Source organism: Streptomyces sp. NBC_00162 (assembly GCF_024611995.1).
Taxonomy (GTDB): domain Bacteria; phylum Actinomycetota; class Actinomycetes; order Streptomycetales; family Streptomycetaceae; genus Streptomyces.
Genome location: NZ_CP102510.1, coordinates 361018 through 378540, shown reverse-complemented (window position 1 = coordinate 378540; position 17523 = coordinate 361018). Strand labels below are relative to the sequence as shown.

17 protein-coding genes are annotated in these 17523 nt (G+C 69.6%); 4 read left to right on the top strand and 13 right to left on the bottom strand.

Going from position 1 to position 17523, the window contains the following annotated elements; translation table 11 throughout:
• Positions 1-195 precede the first annotated feature (195 nt).
• Positions 196-867, bottom strand: a complete 672-nt coding sequence (locus JIW86_RS41365) for a DUF402 domain-containing protein (protein WP_257559869.1) — start codon at positions 865-867, stop codon at positions 196-198.
• Between the two features lie 1077 nt (positions 868-1944).
• On the opposite strand from JIW86_RS41365, the gene JIW86_RS41360 reads away from it, so the two are divergent.
• Positions 1945-3237: a hypothetical protein gene (locus tag JIW86_RS41360; protein WP_257559868.1), complete on the top strand. Its 1293-nt coding sequence runs from the start codon at positions 1945-1947 to the stop codon at positions 3235-3237.
• Between the two features lie 50 nt (positions 3238-3287).
• Here JIW86_RS41360 and JIW86_RS41355 read toward each other — a convergent pair whose 3' ends face one another.
• Positions 3288-3746, bottom strand: a complete 459-nt coding sequence (locus JIW86_RS41355) for a hypothetical protein (protein WP_257559867.1) — start codon at positions 3744-3746, stop codon at positions 3288-3290.
• A gap of 183 nt (positions 3747-3929) precedes the next feature.
• Complete coding sequence (locus tag JIW86_RS41350) at positions 3930-4688, bottom strand: hypothetical protein (protein WP_257559866.1); 759 nt, start codon at positions 4686-4688, stop codon at positions 3930-3932.
• 119 nt (positions 4689-4807) lie between these two features.
• On the opposite strand from JIW86_RS41350, the gene JIW86_RS41345 reads away from it, so the two are divergent.
• Positions 4808-5194: a hypothetical protein gene (locus JIW86_RS41345; protein WP_257559865.1), complete on the top strand. Its 387-nt coding sequence runs from the start codon at positions 4808-4810 to the stop codon at positions 5192-5194.
• Positions 5195-5577: 383 nt separating this feature from the next.
• On the opposite strand, the gene fxsT is transcribed toward JIW86_RS41345, so the two are convergent.
• The 8 genes from fxsT to JIW86_RS41305 form a co-directional block, all read right to left on the bottom strand.
• Positions 5578-7899, bottom strand: coding sequence for an FxSxx-COOH system tetratricopeptide repeat protein (gene fxsT / locus JIW86_RS41340; protein WP_257559864.1), 2322 nt, complete (start codon positions 7897-7899; stop codon positions 5578-5580).
• Between the two features lie 53 nt (positions 7900-7952).
• Positions 7953-8264 carry a hypothetical protein gene (locus tag JIW86_RS41335; protein WP_257559863.1) on the bottom strand — a complete coding sequence of 104 codons (312 nt, stop codon included), beginning with the start codon at positions 8262-8264 and terminating at the stop codon, positions 7953-7955.
• Between the two features lie 420 nt (positions 8265-8684).
• On the bottom strand, positions 8685-9506 hold the full coding sequence (locus tag JIW86_RS41330) for a nucleotidyl transferase AbiEii/AbiGii toxin family protein (RefSeq protein WP_257559862.1): 822 nt from the start codon (positions 9504-9506) through the stop codon (positions 8685-8687).
• 165 nt (positions 9507-9671) lie between these two features.
• Positions 9672-10823, bottom strand: a complete 1152-nt coding sequence (locus JIW86_RS41325; protein ID WP_257559861.1) for a type IV toxin-antitoxin system AbiEi family antitoxin domain-containing protein — start codon at positions 10821-10823, stop codon at positions 9672-9674.
• A 381-nt stretch (positions 10824-11204) separates the two neighbouring features.
• Positions 11205-11336, bottom strand: a complete 132-nt coding sequence (locus JIW86_RS41320; RefSeq protein WP_322975640.1) for a hypothetical protein — start codon at positions 11334-11336, stop codon at positions 11205-11207.
• A 160-nt stretch (positions 11337-11496) separates the two neighbouring features.
• The gene (locus JIW86_RS41315) at positions 11497-12315 is read right to left on the bottom strand and encodes an IclR family transcriptional regulator (RefSeq protein WP_257559890.1); all 819 of its coding nucleotides are present in this window, start codon (positions 12313-12315) and stop codon (positions 11497-11499) included.
• Between the two features lie 845 nt (positions 12316-13160).
• Positions 13161-13736: a sigma-70 family RNA polymerase sigma factor gene (locus JIW86_RS41310; RefSeq protein WP_257559860.1), complete on the bottom strand. Its 576-nt coding sequence runs from the start codon at positions 13734-13736 to the stop codon at positions 13161-13163.
• A complete protein-coding gene (locus tag JIW86_RS41305; RefSeq protein WP_257559859.1) occupies positions 13733-13960 on the bottom strand; it encodes a hypothetical protein in 228 nt (75 codons plus the stop codon). The genes JIW86_RS41310 and JIW86_RS41305 overlap by 4 nt, the downstream gene beginning before the upstream one ends.
• Before the next feature lie 448 nt (positions 13961-14408).
• Here JIW86_RS41305 and JIW86_RS41300 point away from each other — a divergent pair, with 448 nt between their 5' ends.
• Together JIW86_RS41300 and JIW86_RS41295 are read left to right on the top strand one after the other, a co-directional pair.
• Positions 14409-14927: an ETEC_3214 domain-containing protein gene (locus tag JIW86_RS41300; RefSeq protein WP_322975639.1), complete on the top strand. Its 519-nt coding sequence runs from the start codon at positions 14409-14411 to the stop codon at positions 14925-14927.
• 191 nt (positions 14928-15118) lie between these two features.
• A complete protein-coding gene (locus JIW86_RS41295; protein ID WP_257559857.1) occupies positions 15119-15580 on the top strand; it encodes a hypothetical protein in 462 nt (153 codons plus the stop codon).
• 195 nt (positions 15581-15775) lie between these two features.
• Here the strand turns inward: JIW86_RS41295 and JIW86_RS41290 are convergent, their stop codons facing one another.
• Together JIW86_RS41290 and JIW86_RS41285 are read right to left on the bottom strand one after the other, a co-directional pair.
• Positions 15776-16567, bottom strand: a complete 792-nt coding sequence (locus JIW86_RS41290; protein ID WP_257559856.1) for an ABC transporter permease — start codon at positions 16565-16567, stop codon at positions 15776-15778.
• Positions 16564-17523: an ATP-binding cassette domain-containing protein gene (locus JIW86_RS41285; protein WP_257559855.1), complete on the bottom strand. Its 960-nt coding sequence runs from the start codon at positions 17521-17523 to the stop codon at positions 16564-16566. Before JIW86_RS41285 ends, JIW86_RS41290 begins: the two co-directional genes overlap by 4 nt.

Below are 17523 nucleotides of genomic sequence, written 5' to 3'. Positions count from 1 at the left end.
GGCTCTTCCTGGCCGCCGCCCGGATCGCGGGAGTCATTGTCCCCACGGCTATTGCGCGGGAAAGATGTGTCGGCACGCATGACCGGCTTGCCCACGACGCATGACCTGCGGAAAGAAGCGGTGTCCGGTTTGGGAGGCTCCTACCTCCGGTCACACCTGCGGTCCCCCGCTGGAGGCCACCCTCCAGACAACGGTTCAGCCGCCTTCCGGTGCAACCCTCTCCGCGGCCGACACGGGCTGCGGCAGACGCGGCGCGGGCCAGGCCGAATCCCACCGCCAAACCGCCCACCGCTCCGCGGCTTCGAACGGACCGCAGCGGTCGGCGAGCATGCCGAGCACCTGGCCACGGGCGTCCTCCACGGCCTGGTGCTCGATGTCGTCGATGATGCCGAGCCGCCGCACGTGCGCGTACTCGTCCTCGTCCTTCCACGTCCAGCGGCTCAAGTCGGGGCTGACGACCAGGTCCACGGTCAGGTCGAAGGTGTCGAAGCCGCCCCCGGTACGGCGGGTCGGGTGCTCGAAGTTCACGTACCAGTTCCGCAGACCGGCGCCGGTGAAGAACGCGTTGATGCTGAACCACGCGTCCGGCGGCTTCCACAGCAGCAGCTCCGTCTCCTGCCACAGACCGCGAGCGAGCTCCCACTCCCCCGTCGCCAGCGCCTCGAACGCCTCGGCGCGCACCGTGCGGTCGCCGTCGGCGCGGGCCTTGGCATACAGAGCCGGCCAGCGGGCCTCCGCGCCCGGCGCGCAGGCCGTCACCAGAGCCTCGCTGCCATCGTCGATGACACGAAGCGCCCGCTCGCTCCACACCCGGCCCCGGTGCACATCCCGCCGCACCACCGTCTCCCCGACCCCGAACGACCGCACCCCGGCCACCTCACTCCGCCTCAGCCCCCGCACCGCCCTGGGTAAGCCCACCCTGTGGAGAGCATGCCCAACTCCTGGCCTCGCCGACGGACCGCAACACCAACCCCGCTCCACCCCAGCCGCCTCGCGAAAATCCGCCCACAACCGACGACCACCTCCCCTCCCAGACCTAATGTCTGACCAGTCACCAGTCGAAAAAGGCGACCTGAACAGGGGACATGCGACCCGCCCGAAAATGCTGTTCCCCCCTTGCTTCCCCCTCCTACGTCCCCCCTTGTTTCCCCCTCTTGGTTGCCCCCTTGGTTCCCCCTTTGTATGCCACGGCGGCAGTCTTCCGGTCCCGCACTGTGCCGTCGCGCTGGGAAGCGTTGAGACTCGGGGCGCCGCCAGCGTCGGACACTGCACCACGCTGTCCGACATGAACGTGGAACAGACCGGACTGCCCGGCGCGACGCCTGTGCTGACCTGCGGTGGGGAGTCGTAGCGGTGACTACACAACCGGCTACTCACCGGCCGGTGAGTAGCCGCAGAGAGTGGGTAGGTACGCGCGCCGCCTGCCAGGATGGCTTGCCCCGGCGGGATCTCGGAACCTGCGCGCCGGGCGCTTCGCGCCGGCCTCCGCATCTTTCTGGAGCTGGCGCGTCCGGTTCCATGTGCGGCCCCCACACGCCCGCGCACGCCCCATCAGATCTCCCATTCGGGTCGACTGACACGTCGGCGGGAGAGATGCGCCGATCGGGCAGGTAGGTCTCCGCGGCCCTGATCGACGACGGGCCGCAGTTGGTGTGCGTGGTGCGCGGCCACTCCGGAGGCGTTCTGTTGTCGATCAGCCAAGGGACTCGTCACATCCCGCCATAAGCAGCTCGAACCCTTCTTCACTGACGCAATTGTTCGATATTGCTTGGTTGTTGAGCGAGGTCCGCTCACCGACCGTTCGTTGGGGGAATCATCGTTACCGCACCACAAACACGCCGCCGCATCGCCCTGTTAGCAGCTCTGGCCGCGGCCATCACCCTGCCCGGGGGTACGACCGCTGCCGCGGCCGATGGAATCGACCAGCTGACCGCCCGTACGTTCATGCTCGCTCCGGGAGCCACCTCCCCTTCGCTGGACGAGCTCAAGGCAGGCGCCGGAATAGCGCAGCTGGCGATGGCCGACACGCAGGAGGATTCGCCGACGACGCCCATGGAGGTGGTCGGCCCGGCAGCTTCCTACGGAAGGCGGGCCAGCACTCCGGCCGTCGTCGCCTCGGGTCAGCAGGGCGCGGCGCTGCCGTTCATGGCGCCGGCGGCGGTGACCTACCCCGAGCCCGCCAGGGCGATGACGCTGGATGAGTGCAAGCGCAACATGGCCGGTGCCTCGCAGGTGTACATCAAGTCCCGGTTCGCGGTGTGCACGGGGCTGAAGGTCACGACCGTCTGGGAGAAGCAGAGCGGAGCGGTCGGCACCAGCTCGTACACCGTCTACGTGCGGGGCACCGTTCCCAAGGAAGCCGACCGGACGATGTACTTCGACTACGACGTCACCGACTTCACCGCGGTCGGCAGCACCGGGGTCTCCGGCCTGAAGATCGGCCTCAAGGGCGGCATCGCCGCAGACTGGCCGGCAGCCGCGAATCCCGTAACGAGCAAGACCCTGCCGGTGACAAAGACATGGCTGGAGATGCAGTCCAGCCCCCATTACACGCACTCGGTGCGCTATGCGCCCGGGCAGGGCACAGGAGCCGGCGCGGCGGATGTGGTCGCGGCCGTCTACCAGCCGGAAGTCACCTCGACCCTTCCTGCGGGCTGGGTGGGCGAGAGCCCCAAAACCGGCAAGCCCTTCATGTTCGCCCCGCGGTGGGACTCAGCTTCCTACCTGCGCAACTCCACCGGCGCCGGCAACCCCACGAACAAGGGCGGCGCCGCGTTCAGCATGATCGCGACCCTGGAGTACAGCTCCAAGCCCGGAGCGCCGGAGCAGGCGGTAGCCGAGCACATCAAGCAGGCGTTCACCAACCCCAAGGCCACCAAGCCCCTGAACGCGCTGAAGAACGTGCCCGGCGACACCATCCAGGAACCGCTACACCGCCTGTTCCTCGACCAGAAGCGCCTCGACCGCAACCGGGCCGTCGCAGTCCGGGAGTGCAAGCGCTACTGGGGGGCCAACTACACCGACGGCGGCAAGGAATGCGACGAGTTCCCCTTCGCCTCGACCTACGAAGGCTCCGCGATCGAGGAGTACGACACCCACGTCGAGAAGAACAACTTCTCAGTCCAGCCCGTCCCCGGGGACCAGAACGGAGCCGGGGGAACTCTCCTGCGCGGCTTCTACAACGCCAACCGCATCATCGACGGACCCGAAGACGGCTTCATCATCAAGATCAACTGACGTAGAAGTCCAGGAGCGGGCCCGGCACACGAGTGTGCCGGGCCCGCGCTTCATCCGGCCTTCGGCCAGAAATCGATCAGATACCGCTCCACTCCGTACGCCGTGCCCTCCGCGCGCGTCACGCTTTCGACCTCTGCCCTGCCCGCGCAGCGCACACGGACCCTCCACATCCCAGCGCGCCCCAGCCGGATCATCTCCTCGGAGCGTCCCGAACCCCAGAGCGCGACCTCACCCGTGACCGACTCATAGTCGATCTCCCCGCGCTCCTCCCACTCACCCTCGTCACCGTCGTCGGGCCGGCTGTCCCAGACCCTGGCCGTCACCGACGCGGTGTGCGTGTGTCCGGCGCTGAACACGTCGAACCGGCGGACATGCTCCTGCAGGAACACACCCCACCTGAAATCGTCGGGGAACGGCACCGGCACCGTGCTGTCATCCGACTCCTGGAAACCGAAGGACCGGAATTCAACCCGCGCATCCAGCTCCTGCTCCCCCAGCAATGTGCCCACTACCCCTCCGTCTTCCTCCCGCAGTCACTACGCATCTCCCAGGACGCTAGAACACACAACCGCACCACCAGCAAGAACCCAGCCACCGACAGCACTCATCACACCGCCGCGCAAAGCCCGCACGACAGCCACCAGGCCGCATTTAGGGTTGAGTGAGACTGGTGGACCTTCCGTGATAACGAGCTACCTGCTGACATCGGAGTCCGCGCGCAGCGAGCGTGCCAGCTCGGAGACGTGTCGTGTCTGGACGGCGGACAGCCGTCGCGCCTCCCACAACAGTGCTGCGGCGTCCACGGCCTCCGGCGACGGAGGGGGTGGCACCTCACGCAGGGAAACGCCCGTCAGCACTGCCAGTTCGTAGGCGTCGATCCCCAGCAGGGCAGCGACGTCCGTCACCAAGCGCGGGGTCAGCTCCTTGCGTCCGGAGCCGATCACGCCGTAGGTGGCCGCCGACAGGTACGTGGGCGTCACGAACGCCAGCGCCTTCGCCATGCCCATCCAGTTCAGGTTGCGGTACTGGAGCATGCGGATGACCCAAGCGCCCGGACCGCCGTCGAGGGGCATGAGCGGCCTCGGGGCGAAGCTGGAACGCCGTTCCTGCTGTGGCAGTGCGCGGATCAGTCGGAGAAGTTCACAGCGTCCCACTTCGGGCAGGCGCACCACATCCGTCACCGTGCTCGTCGCCCACTTCGCGGCCGCGGCGTCCAAGGGCGCCAGGTCGTCCGGGACCGCCCACCCCGCGAGGATGAACAGATCGACAGCGTGAAAACCCAGCACGGGCGCAAGCCGTCGGAGCAGCACCTCGCCGGGGCTCTCCCCCGCGAGCACCGCCCGGACCTCGTCCGCGGCCAACCCAGCGCGGTCGGCCAACTCCTGTGCGCTGAGCTCTCTGCGGTCCAGCAACCACTTCAACATCACGCCGAACCCGGGATGCTCCAACATGCCCGCAGACTAGATGGCTCGGGCCGCCCCTCGTCTCAGGTGATCTGGTCGCCGCAGGTCACAGCCCTACCCGCAGACCAGATCATTTGAGACAGGGCAGCTGCTCCCCCGTCGGTTGGGTGCTAAAGACCGGGCGCGTCGCGGTTGTCTTCGCGCTGCTCTTTCCGCTCACCGCCCGGGGCATCCGGGCCACGGCCGCTTCCCTGACCTCCAACCTGCGCCAACGGCCCGGCCGGTACGGAGGCGCAGGGGCCGCCGCCCTGGTCCTGGTGCTGGGCGCCGCGTACCTGACAGGCGGCGGGGCCGCAATCCTGGCGGGTGTGCTCCTGCCGCGGCTGCCGCTCTACCCGCTGCTGGCCTGGTGGAGTCTGCTGGTGGAGCACACCTGGTTCGACCCCGAGCACCGCACCGGCACCCCCGCCGAGATCGAGGCCGGCCGCTGCCTGCGGCTGTACCCGCGAAACCGCGCCCTGGCTGCGCTCGCCGCCGCCACCTGGCTCCCCTAGGCGACCTCCACCACTACGCGCACTCCGCACACCCCGGGCTGCGCTGGAACTACCTGCGCGCCCTGGAACGGCATCTGCCCGAACCGCACTTCACACCGACCGGCCTGTTCGCCTGCCAGGCCTCGGTCATGCGGCGCCACCGCGCAGCGCTGACCTGACGAAGCGGTTGAGCGGACGTACGGCGGGCCCCGAACCAATCCTTTGGTTCGGGGCCCGCCGTACAGTTGTCTCCGCGGCCGGTGCAACCGCCGTCACAGCTCTGGTCGCCCGTACTGGTACCCCATCGCGTACGGGTAGTCCTCGGAGTGGCAGGCGAGACTGGCCATCGGCCAGGCACGGCTTGCCCGCCCACAGGTTGGCATCGGCCAATACCCGCCGAAGCACTATGTAGACCGCGCTAGTTCCAGGTTCGAACGCACCAGCGCAGTCGTCGGATGGCCTGGGCTCAGTACCCGCTCGCAGTCTTCCAGGGTGCGCTCGTATAGCGGCACCGCCCGCACTAGATCCCCCGCCGACCAGTACGCGCCCGCGAGGTTGTTGCGGGAGACCAGCGTGTCGGGGTGATCGGCACCCAGCACCCGCACCCGATCTTCCAGGGTGCGCTCGTACAGCGGCACCGCCCGCACCAGATCCCCCGCCGACCAGTACGCGCCCGCCAGGTTGCTGCGGGAGACCAGCGTGTCGGGGTGATCGGCACCCAGCACCCGCACCCGATCTTCCAGGGTGCGCTCGTACAGCGGCACCGCCCGCACCAGATCCCCCGCCGACTCGTACGCGTACGCCAGGTTGTTGCGGGTGATCAGCGTGTCGGGGTGATCGGCACCTAGCACACGCTCGGAGTCTTCCAAGGTCCGCTCGTACAGCGGCACCGCCCGCACCAGATCCCCCGCCGACTCGTACGCGTACGCCAGGTTGTTGCGGGAGGCCAGAGTCCTGGGGTGGTCCGGGCCCAGCACCCGCACCCGGTCCCTAAGTGTCCGCTCGTACAGAGGCAGCGCCCGCACCAGATCCCCCGCCGACTCGTACGCGCCCGCCAGGTTATCGCGGGAGAGCAGCGTGCCGGGGTGATCGGCACCCAGCACCCGCACCCGATCTTCCAGGGTGCGCTCGTACAGCGGCACCGCCCGCACCAGATCCCCCGCCGACTCGTACGCGTGCGCCAGGTTGTTGCCGGAGATCAGCGTGTCGGGATGATCGGCACCCAGCACCCGCTCGGAGTCTTCCAGAGTGCGCTCGAATAGCGGCACCGCCCGCACGAGATCCCCCGCCGACCAGTACGCGCCCGCCAGGTTGCTGCGGGAGACCAGAGTCCTGGGGTGGTCCGGGCCCAGCACCCGCTCCCGGGTGGCGAGGGCGCGTTGGAAGGCCTTGACAGCGAGGGAGAGTGCGCCTTGTCCCTGTTGGTAGGTGGCGGCGCGGTCGAGGGCGTGGGCGGTGTCGTCGGTATCGAGGTCGGGAGTGTGGTTCCGGGTGAGGGCGTCGGTGTGCGGGAGGAGCGCCCGGCACCGGGGCCACGTTGCGGGCTGGTCGACGTCGATGGGGAAGGCGTCCGCGAGGCGGGCGGCGGCCTGGTTGCGGGCGTGGTCGACGTCTTCGGGGCGGCGGTGTGGGTCGTCGGGGTCGGGGGTGCGGGCGAGGGCCTGGACGAGGCGGTGCACGGTCAAGGTGCCGTCGTGATTGTCGGTGACCATGCTGTAGGCAATAAGTCTGCCGATCGCGGCCGTGAGTTCGGGCGGTTCGGCGGTGCCGTCCAGGAGATCGCGGGGGATGCCGTCGGGGGCGTACCAGGCCAGGATCCGCAGGAGGTCTCCGGCGAGGGGTGTGTCGGTCAGGCGGTCGAGGGTCAGGCGCCAGATCCTCGCGATGGTGCGTTCGGAGTCGCTACCTTCGGCGGCGGCGGCGAACATCGCTGCGGGCCACTGGGCCAGCATGTCGAGGTAGGCGCGGGGGCTGGTGCCTGTCTCGGCGCAGTAGGCGGCGGCCTGTTCGACGGCGAGGGCCAGGTGCCCCAGCTCCGCGCAGAGTGTGTCGGCGCCGTCGGCGTCACGCGGCCCATGGTGGGTCAGGAGGCGGGCGAACAGGGTGACCGACTCGTCTGGTTCGAAGACGTCCAGGCGGACGGTGGCGGCGTGCCGGTACCAGCCGGTCGCGCGCCGGGTGGTGACCAGGACCCGGCCCCGGCCCCGGCCCGCGACCCGGTCGACAACCGCGCCCACATCATCGATGCGGTCGACGTTGTCCAGGACGACCAGCCAGTCGACGTGCGTGGCGAGCCACTGCACCGCGCGCTCAATCTGGAGCTCGGCGGGCAGCTCTCCCAGCCCCGGCTCAAGCGCGCGGGCCAGGGATGCCAGTCCAGCGTCGACCGCGTCCGGGCTGTCCGCGGTGATCCACCACCGCACGCGAGCCGTCGCACGGTACGCGGCCCAGTGCGCGGCCAGAGCGGACTTTCCGACCCCGCCCAGCCCGTGCACCGCGTGTAGCACCACCCCGCCCGCACCGTCGGCGAACGCCGCGTCCAATGCATCCAACGCCGTGCCTCGGCCGACGAACCCAGCCGCCGCAGGGATATTCGACACCCCCTGCGCCGCTGCGTCCGCGGGGATCGGCGCGTACGCCTCGGCCGGCAGCGCCCGCTCGGCGTACACCGCCACCGAGTTGTTGATGTCGCCGCGAGCCGCGATCGCCCCTTGAGTTGCCGACACTCCGGCAGGCTCAGGGACAGCGGAGTCGGGGTTACGGCGCCACCAGCGGTGCTTCACGGGCCGTGGTGGGCGCTCGCCCCGTCGACGTCCCCGCCCGCCGCGACCGACCCGCCGCTTGCGGAGACCCCCGGGCCCGCCGCTGCACCCGGCCCCGTACCGGGCGCGGTGTCACGCGCCCTTGCGTTGCGGACGGTGCCGGCCGCCGCGACCGACCCGCCATCCGCAGTCACCGCGGGCGCCGTGCTGCTCGCAGTCTGTGCGGTGAGCTTGAGCTGCCACAGCGCGACCCCCAGCGCGGCAATCCCGGCGACCGCCCCGGCGATGCCCCAGCCCTGATCGGCCCCCTCTGGATGCCCGACCGACACCCAGACCACCAACACGACCGCCGCGGCAACCCCGACGACCGCCAATCCCCACCAGCACGCCCTCAACCATCCCGCCATGGCTCCATGCTCACCCACACAGCATGATCAAATCCCAAGTTCCACCACAAAGATCCCCGCCCACGGGGGTGCCTTGGATGCCCCACCGACTCCCTCGGCTAGGCCACGTCCACCGGCCCGTCACCCGCAGGGTGCTTGAGCGGACGATGCCGGGTCCCGAACCGATGCTCTGGTTCGGGGCACGCCGTACGAAGGGCAAGTAGCAACACCGCGCACGGCAGAGGGGCCGCCCATCACGGGGTGGCGGGCTCCTCAGCCGGGTGCGTCACGGATTCTCAATCGCCGGGAGGCTCCGGAACCCGACGGCATGCCCGTCGGCACCCGGCGACAGCCGTTTGGAGGTCACCCCCCAACCCACTCCGCCTTGTCCGAGTACCAGGTCCCGGAGAAGACCTCCCCCAGGAGCGGCGTGACGAAGGCGTGAGCGGCGACGGCCGCGTCGTCCCAGTTCGTGCAGCCAACCAGGCCGATCACGTCCTTGGCGGCCTTCGCGTAACCGGCACGCCATGCCGGGTCGGGCATCTGGAACTCGGAGGGCAGCCGCAACTCGGTGCTGGCGGCAAGCGCGCTGCGGTGGGCCGCTTCGCTGTGCAGGGCGTGGTGGGCCTCCGCCGCGGCGATGGTCTCCTTCTGACTGATGAGCAGGATGTCCGCCAGGTCGCGGTAGCGGCTGGACGGGGCAGTGCCGCGCCACTCGTACATCGCGCAGATCTTGTCCGCGAGGTGGTCGACAACGGGGTAGAGGCGGATCTGCGGCCAGTCGGTCGGCCAGGGGAGGTCGGGGCGGGGCATGAGCTGGAAGTCCGCGGGGTTGGCGGTGACGTTCTTGCCGGTGACCAGGTCTACGTGGACGGAGTCCACCTTGCGGGGCCCGATGTAGACGTCGAAGGCCTGGTCGATGCCGTCACCGTTGGTGCCCTGGAGCTTCATTCGCTGGGGCACGAACCTCAGATGGTCGCCGAGATCGACAGCGGCACCGGCCAGGAGGGCCTCGAGGGCCTCCTCGGTCGTCCCGTGGAGGCGCTGGAGGTCGATGTCCTTGCTGAGGCGGGCGAAGGACGGGTAGCGGACGAGGAGGGCCTGACCGCCTTTCAGGAGCCAACCGGCAGGCTCTGCGGTGAAGACGCGGGCGGTCAGGCGCTGGAAGAAGAAGCCGCGGATCACCCCTTGGACGGTTCCGCCGTCCTGCCGCACGACCTGTTTGGCGTGGTCCTTCAGAGCCTTCTCGAAGCTGGCAGGCGTGGCGTAGCTCTTGCCGTTGGCGCTGATCTCGACTCCCCCGGTTCTGACCTCAGGCGTCCCAGGGTAAGTCCGGCCGCCCGGCGGAAGCTATTCAGACGGGGGCGTGCCCCCCTCGGCGTCTTCGTCCTCCGATTCGGGGCTGGCAGCGTCGAGTTCAGCCGTCGGGGTGGCCAGTTGCGCAGCCCGGACCGCCGGCGAGGTGGTGTTCATCGGTTTCGTGAGCCACTCCGCAGCAAGTACTGCAGGGCTGTTGGCAGCCGCTTCCGCGAAGCGCTCCGCGAGGGTGGCGGTGTCCTGGAGCGCTGCCACTTGGGCAGCGATGGAGGTAGCTGACTTCATCGCATCCAGGTAGGCCTGTCCTGGGCTCTGGAGAGCAATCTGTGCCAGCGCTCGTTGTACGGCTTCCGAGGGGCCTCGAGCGATTGCTTCAGCTGTCGCCTGGTCGATCCGGTACAGCCCAGCGGTGCGCGCAGCGACAGCTTCATACGCGGCCGCCAGGCCTGGTGTTCGTGTGCCGTGAGCGATGAGAGCTTCTTCGATCGTGGAGATGGCGCGCGCTCCGGCTGCGGTGATCTGTTCATCTCTCAGGGTGAAGCCTGCTTCCTCGGCGAGGAAGTTGAGGAGGTCGGCTCCGGAGGCGTCTTTGGGCAGGCCGTAGGCGCGCGCGTAGGGCTGCACTCGCTCGGCCAGTGCGCGGGTATCGGTGAGGCCGCGCTGGTCGGCGTCGGCCAGGACGCGGCCGATGTGGCCGCCGTCGGCTCGGCTTCTGAGGAGATCGCAGATGGTGCGGTCCACGGTGGTCACCGGTAGGCCCTCGAGGAAGGTCATGTCACCGGATGGGATGGCGGCTTTATGGAGGATGACGCCGTTCTCGCGTGTGGTTCTGCGGACGGGTACGGAGATCTCCACGTTGTCGGCGGGGATGTCTCCGATGTCGTGAAGCTGGCAGGCGGAGGCGTACGAGACGACGGCGGCCCGATCCCCGTCGAGCGGGCGCTCCCAGGCCAGGGTGGCCGGGTCCAGTCGGAGCCATGCAGCCTTGATATCGAGGTGCGAGGTCGGCGTGGCGCCGGCCAGCTGGTAGATCCCGTGTGCGGACCGAAGGAGGAGTTCGGCGTCGATCAGTCGGGTGAGGTCGACTCGGGAGAGTCCGGCAGCCTGGGCTTGGCGGGCTGTGACCAGGCCCCACTGATCTGCGGCGATAGCGCCGAGCTGCCTGATCGCTTCACTCCGCTCCATACAGCAATAGTAACAGTGGACCGATTCATGAGCAGCGTTCGTTACACCTAAGACGTAACGAACGCTGCACAGACTTTGATCAACTGATACTTTCGCTGTGCCTCAGAATCGAATGCAATGTGGTCGATGTCGGTCAGCTCTACGCGCAGCCCTGCCGCCCGGGTGCCCCGTGCGCTCGTCGCCCGGCCCGCGCCTGGGTGCCCGCGGCGTGACTGCGTAACACGACACCTGCGGGTGTCTGGCGACGGCCCGCCACCATCACCGCCGGTGCCCCGGCGCGTCCGATAGTCAGAGCACCGGCTTTGATAGGAGACCACCGTGGCGGGTCCCTCCTCGTTGGTCAGGGCCCCACCGTCACGGCGGTCCTCGCCCGGTTCGAACTCACGATGTGCAGGTGTTGAGCATGCCTTCCAGGGCGAACTTCTCCCCCGCGGTGACCGACAGCCCGTACATCGACTTCACGTGCGTCCAGGCCCGGCTGTACGTGCACCAGTAGAGGTTGTTCGTCGGCACCCAGGTCTCCGGCGACTGGTCGCCCTTCGACCGGTTCGATGCGGCCGAGACCGCCCCGGCAATGGGGCCCTGCCCGGACACCCACCGCCGGGACAACATACTGGGTGGGCCGCCACCCCCGATGAGTGGCGGGACCCACACCGCTGCGGCGTAGGACTGGCTAGCGGTGGATCACCACGCGGGAAGCACCGTTCTCGCTGGGAGCAGTCGGGTGGGTTCCTCCGACCAGGAGGGCCAGGAGGACGGCGATCGCTTCGTTGCGCAGGACGCGGGCTGCCTGCTGCAGCTTGTGCGGGTCCGGCGACGGCAGGGAGAGCGCCACGCATTCCGGTTCGGGGCCTGTACGGATGGGGACGGCCGCGCAGACGGTGCCGAGCGCGTACTCCTGCAGATCCAGGAGGGGCTCGCCCGGGTGTCGGGTGTCGAGTTCAGTGAAGAGGACTTCGGGGCTGGTGATGGTGTGGGGAGTGAAGGCTTCCATCCGGTGGCGGTTCAGGTGTTCGCGTCGCTCGTCGTCCTCGAGCTGGGCGAGGAGGGCTTTTCCGACGGCGGAGGCGTGGGCGGCTTCGCGGAAGTCGACCCACTCGTGGACGGCGGGGGCGGTGGGGCTGTCGGCATATTGGGTGATGGAGACCTCGCCGTCGGTATAGCTGGCGACGTAGACGGCGGCGCCGACCTCGTCGCGCAGGAACGCGAGCGTCTCGCGTAGCAGCGCGCCGCCGTTGCGGCCGGTCTCGGCGAGTTTGAGGGAGGAGCCGGCGGCGTAGACGCTGGGGGCGATCGGGGTGGCGAGCTGGGTTCGGACCAGGTGCTCGATCGCGTGGGCGAGATACAGCTGGGGCAGACCGGTCTCGCGGGCGATCTGCGTCCGGGAAACACCCTCGGCGTGCCGGTGGATGACTTCCAGGACGCGCAGGGCCCGCTGGGCGGTCTCGAGGCGGGTGTTCACCGGCTGCTGCCGCTTGGGCCGCTTTGCCATCCGGGCCCCCGGTTTGGCGTCCGCGGCCAGGCCGGCGGGGTCCAGTCGTGCGCAGCGGGCCAGCGCGGAGGCGAGGCGGGGGGTGGGGATGTAGATGTCGCCGAGCTCTTCGTGGTCGTGGGGGGTGGTGGTGTCGAGGGCGAAGCGGATGGGGTCGGGCAGGTTCCGCAGGTGGGGCTGCGTGGGCGGGGTGGGGGTGATCTTGGTGGTGGAGATGGGCGGGGAGGTCCAGATGATTGACGCCTGCAGGGTGTCCTCGACTGCGTCGGCCAAAGGCAGCGGCGGCAGCGCCTCGCCGGGGCCGGGGTCGGGGGGCTGGTTGTGCCAGTGGTGAGCGGTGGCGATCTCGGCACGGGAGAGGTGTAGGAGGTAGAGGGCGCGGGCGGCGGTGTCGGATCCGGCGCCCGCGGCGTACTGGAACCAGAACTGGGCTGCCTCCATCCGGCCGGAGAGGTGCAGGAGGCTGGCGAAGAGGAGTGCGGAGGGCTGGCTGTGGGGCCAGGCCTCCGAGTCGAGCGCGAGGCGGGTGAAGGTGGGGCTGTCGACGAGGGCGCGGGCCAGGGTGTCCAGCGTGCGGGCGGCCCGTACGTTGCAGGCCGCGTCCAGGACGAGCTTGCGCTCGGCCGGGCTGCTGGGCCGGCCCGCGGGCGACAGCGCGAGTCTGGCGTCTGCGGCCCTCGGCGCGGTGAGGGCGCGGCTGTGGCGGGCGGCGGCAATACGGCGGGCGATACGGCGGCGGGCGGCATCCTCGTCGTATGACGCGTACTCGTCGGTGAAGACTTCGGCGTCCAGGAGAGCCTCGTCCATCTCGTTGCCGGCGTCCGCGTCGTTGCGGATCATGTCGTTCACAGGTCCTTCTCCTCTCCGGGAGTCAAGTCGATTCCGATCTTCTTCGCGAGCATGCGGCGGGCCGTGTGCAGGTGGGAGCGGACCGTCCCGACGGCGATACCCATCCGCTGCGCCACCTCAGAGGTCTCCAGCCCCATCAGGAAGGTCAGCAGCACCACGTCGTAGTGCCGGTCGGGAAGCTCCGCGATCGCCTCGTACACGCCGGACCGGGACTCGATCAGCTCCAGGCTCCGCCTCGAACCGCGGCGCAGAGCCGCGTAGCGGGCGGTGTCCACGAGCGCGACCGGGACGACCTGCCGAGCCCGGTAGCGCTCGACGTGCTCGCGAAGCTGCGCCCAGGCGAACGCCTGCAGGTTGGCCTCCTGGAGAACATCGGGCCAGACCTCGAGGAGGAAGGTGAACACGTCCTCGACCACCGCCTGGGCGGCCTCCCCGCCGAGTTCGAGGTGGGCGTACTCGAGGTAGGCCACGTGGTTCTGCGAGTGGAAGGCGACGAACTCCACCGGCATAACGCCAGCGAGCTCGCTGGAGACCGCCTGCTCCCCGAAGGGGTCGTACTCGGCGTCGGTCATGAACTCCCCCACGGCTGCTCCCCCGGCCCGTCCAGGCTCGCGGCAGGCATCTCCCGCTGACGGACCACGGGGCCGTAGGGCGGGCGGCTCGCGGACAGTTCGGCCGCGCCGACCCGGACACCGGCGCCCAGCAGGCGCCGCAGACCTCTCACCACATCGGGCGCGAACACCCGGGCAGCAGTCGCGCCTATCAGCGCCAGGACGAGGGGCTCAGTGCTGTTCACGTCGAAGGGAGTCCTTCCAAGCGGATCAGTTGAGAGTCCAGGCGTGCCTCCCCCCAGGTCCGGCAGCCGGGAACCGGCTCAAAGCCGGCTCCTACTCATCAGCCAAGCGAAAAGAACCCCCAAACGTTCAGAGGGATTTCGTAAATTTTCCGGAGCAATCACATCCGCTTGCCTGCACGCCCCCACGCGCCGCGCACACGGGCGGAAACCTCCCTGGCCAGACCCCTCCCGGGCCCGATCGCGGCACACCAGCAGCGGGCACGCGGGCGATCAAAAATCAGCGGTGAGGAACGAGCGAGTCTGGCGACCACGACGGACGGAACCCGGCGACGGGCGGGCGGGCGGAACCGCGCCCCACACGGGCCCCCGCGACCTCCGCCGACCGGTCGCGCACGGGGCCTGGTCCCGGCGTGCTCGGACGCGCAGGCATACGAGAGGGCCGCCGCCGATGTACTCCCTGCCCACGCGCAGTCGGCTCTTCCGTCCGCGCGTGGCTGTCGGACCCCACCGCATCAGGCTCGGCAGAACGCCGCTGGCCTCTCTGCCCGCCCTCGGTCCGAACCCTGTTGGGCCGTGGCCTGCGCTGGGAGCCCGTCGGTTCAGCTATGCCGAGCAGCACTACTTCGGCAACCCCGGCGGCTACCTGCACTGGGGGGTGGGAGTGAGCGACTCCGGCTCTCCCGCTCGCACGCCCATCGGCTGCGACGGGGACGGATGGGGGTCCGGGGAGCTGGCGGACTACCGGCGCAGGGCACGGATCAACTCCGCCCTCATCGTCGGCTCCAGGATCGACCCGGCGAGCGTGCTGTCGTACGGCATCGCGCCGGACTACGACCGCGTCCGGCTGCTCGAACTCCGCCATCCCGCACGCGTCGCACTGGCCGCGAGATGCCGGAACGCCCGGCATGCGGTGCTGCGCCTGAAGGTGCGTCGTCAGCGCCCGGACTCGACCGTCTTGTCTGAGTAGAGGCGGTGCGAGCCGGCAGGCAGCACCTGCCTGTGGACGAGAGCGTTCGAGGGGCCGGCCGGGCACGTGTCCGTGGCCGGTGGTCCGTCAAGATCAGCGGGATGGGAGACTGGCCGGCCGTGCAGAGAACAGAGAGGACGGACACCATAGTGCGACGGCGACACAGGCGCGCAGCCCTGGCGTCCCTGGTCATGGCGGCACTGATGACAGCGACGGCGACGGCCTGCGCTTTCCCGCTGCGGGACCTCGGCCCGCTGCCCCCGCGCTTCTCGGGTCCGCCGCTGCCTGCGGACACGGTGGTGCCGGAGATGACCTCGATACTGGCGGCAGAGGGCATCACGGTGGAGAGGGAGCCCTCGACCTATCTGGGCAGGTGCCGCGAACGGCTCTCGGGACGGCATGCGCCGGAGACGGTGGACGCCGCTCTGAAGGCGGCCTTCGCGCGGGCCCGTTCCGAGCATGGCTGGCAGACCGGTCCCGACATGGGCAGCGAGACGCTCACCCTCGTGAAGAACAACTGGACGGTCATCACCAGCTTCTCGGGGGAGCCGGCACAGGGCATTCAGGCGCCGGTTATCGTGTCGCTGATGTGTCTGGACGACGGCAGTACCTCCTCTGCTCCCACGTCACCTTCTGCGTCGGCGTCGTCCTGACGGCGGGCCTTGCCCGCTGGCCTTCCGCGGTGCGGTTGCTCGTGCCAGCCGAACGGCTCCGGGTGCTACGGCGGTTCCGGCCGACGGTGTCGGCGGAGCGGGCCCGGTGGATGGCCGAGAACGCCGACGGGGCGGCGTACGCCCGACGCGGTGTCGGAGTACGCCGCCCCGGGGCGGCCCGCGCTGTCATGGCGGTTACTTCGGGTCGCGGTTGAACTTCGAGGCCGACCAGAAGTAGCCGAGCACCGCGAGGCCCAGGCACCAGGCGACCGCGAGCCACCCGTTGTGGCCGATCTCGGTGCCGAGCAGCAGCCCGCGCAGGGTCTCGATGGCTGGCGTGAACGGCTGGTACTCGGCGATCGGCTGGAACCAGCCGGGCATGGAGTCGACCGGGACGAAGGCGCTGGAGATGAGCGGCAGGAAGATGAGTGGCATCGCGTTGTTGCTGGCGGCCTCGGCGTTCGGGCTGATCAGGCCCATGCCGACGGCGATCCAGGTGAGTGCCAGGGCGAAGAGCACGAGCAGTCCGAACGCCGCGATCCACTCCAGGACCGTGGCGTCCGTGGAGCGGAAGCCGATGGCCACGGCGACGGCCCCGACGAGGACCACGCTCATCACGCACTGCAGCACGCTGCCGACGACGTGCCCGATGAGCACCGAAGGGCGGTGGATCGCCATCGTGCGGAAGCGGGCGATGATGCCCTCGGTCATGTCGGTGGAGACGGACACCGCGGTGCCGATCGTGGTGCTGCCGATGGTCATCAGCAAGAGGCCCGGGACGAGGTAGGCGATGTACGCGGAGCGGTCCGCGCCGCCGCCGCCGATGCCCGCGCTCATCACGTCGCCGAAGAGGTAGACGAAGAGCAGCAGCAGCATGACCGGGGTGAGCAGGAGGTTCAGGGTGAGGGACGGGTAGCGCCTGGCGTGCAGGAGGTTGCGGCGCAGCATCGTGGACGAGTCGCGTACGGCGAGGGAGAGGGAGCTCATCGGACTGACTCCTTGGGCTGGTTGGGGATGTTGGTTCCCCCGCCGGTCAGGGCGAAGAACACATCGTCGAGGTCGGGGGTGTGCACGGTCAGCTCGTCGGCCTCGATGCCGGCCGAGTCCAGCCGGTCGAGGATGGAGCGCAGCTCGCGCTGGCTGCCGTCGCTGAGGATCTGCAGCGCCAGTGCCTCGTCGTCCCGGGTGACCTCGCGCAGCGCGGAGGCGGCGCTCTGGTACGCGGCCGGGTCGGCGAAGCGGAGTCGGACGTGGCCGCCGGGGATGAGCCGCTTGAGCTCCTCGGCGGTGCCTTGGGCGGCGATCTTGCCGTCGTTGAGCACGGCGATGCGGTCGGCGAGTTCGTCGGCCTCCTCCAGGTACTGCGTGGTGAGGAAGACGGTGACGCCGTCGGAGACGAGCTCGCGGATGATCCCCCACATGGTGTGGCGGGAGCGGGGGTCGAGGCCGGTGGTCGGCTCGTCGAGGAAGATGATCCGCGGGTTGCCGACCAGGGTCATGGCGATGTCGAGGCGGCGCTTCATGCCGCCGGAGTAGGTGGAGGCGGGCTTCTTCGCCGCCTCGGTGAGGTCGAAGCGCTCCAGCAACTCGGCGGCGACCCGCCGCCCCTCACGCTTCGACAGGTGGTGCAGGTCCGCCATGAGGAGCATGTTCTCCTCGCCGGTGATCAGGCCGTCGACGGCGGAGAACTGGCCGGTGACGCCGATCGCGGCGCGGACCGCCTGCGGGTCGGCGGTCAGGTCGTGGCCGGCGACCCGCAGGTCGCCGGCGTCGGCGGTGATGAGGGTGGAGAGGATCTTGACGGCGGTGGTCTTGCCGGCGCCGTTCGGGCCGAGCAGGGAGAAGATCGTGCCCGCCGGGACGTGCAGGTCGATGCCGTCGAGGACGACCTTGTCGCCGTAGGACTTGCGCAGCCCGTTCGCCGCGATGGCCAGGTTGGTCAT

Bases quoted from the DNA above. Each gene is read 5' to 3' on its own strand.
- JIW86_RS41290 (WP_257559856.1), bottom strand. From the start codon at position 16,567: ATGAGCTCCCTCTCCCTCGCCGTACGCGACTCGTCCACGATGCTGCGC.
- JIW86_RS41350 (WP_257559866.1), bottom strand. From the start codon at position 4,688: ATGTTGGAGCATCCCGGGTTCGGCGTGATGTTGAAGTGGTTGCTGGAC.
- JIW86_RS41315 (WP_257559890.1), bottom strand. From the start codon at position 12,315: ATGGCAAAGCGGCCCAAGCGGCAGCAGCCGGTGAACACCCGCCTCGAG.
- JIW86_RS41295 (WP_257559857.1), top strand. From the start codon at position 15,119: ATGGCGGCACTGATGACAGCGACGGCGACGGCCTGCGCTTTCCCGCTG.
- JIW86_RS41325 (WP_257559861.1), bottom strand. From the start codon at position 10,823: ATGGAGCGGAGTGAAGCGATCAGGCAGCTCGGCGCTATCGCCGCAGAT.
- JIW86_RS41310 (WP_257559860.1), bottom strand. From the start codon at position 13,736: ATGACCGACGCCGAGTACGACCCCTTCGGGGAGCAGGCGGTCTCCAGC.
- JIW86_RS41300 (WP_322975639.1), top strand. From the start codon at position 14,409: ATGTACTCCCTGCCCACGCGCAGTCGGCTCTTCCGTCCGCGCGTGGCT.
- JIW86_RS41360 (WP_257559868.1), top strand. From the start codon at position 1,945: ATGCTCGCTCCGGGAGCCACCTCCCCTTCGCTGGACGAGCTCAAGGCA.
- JIW86_RS41285 (WP_257559855.1), bottom strand. From the start codon at position 17,523: ATGACCAACCTGGCCATCGCGGCGAACGGGCTGCGCAAGTCCTACGGC.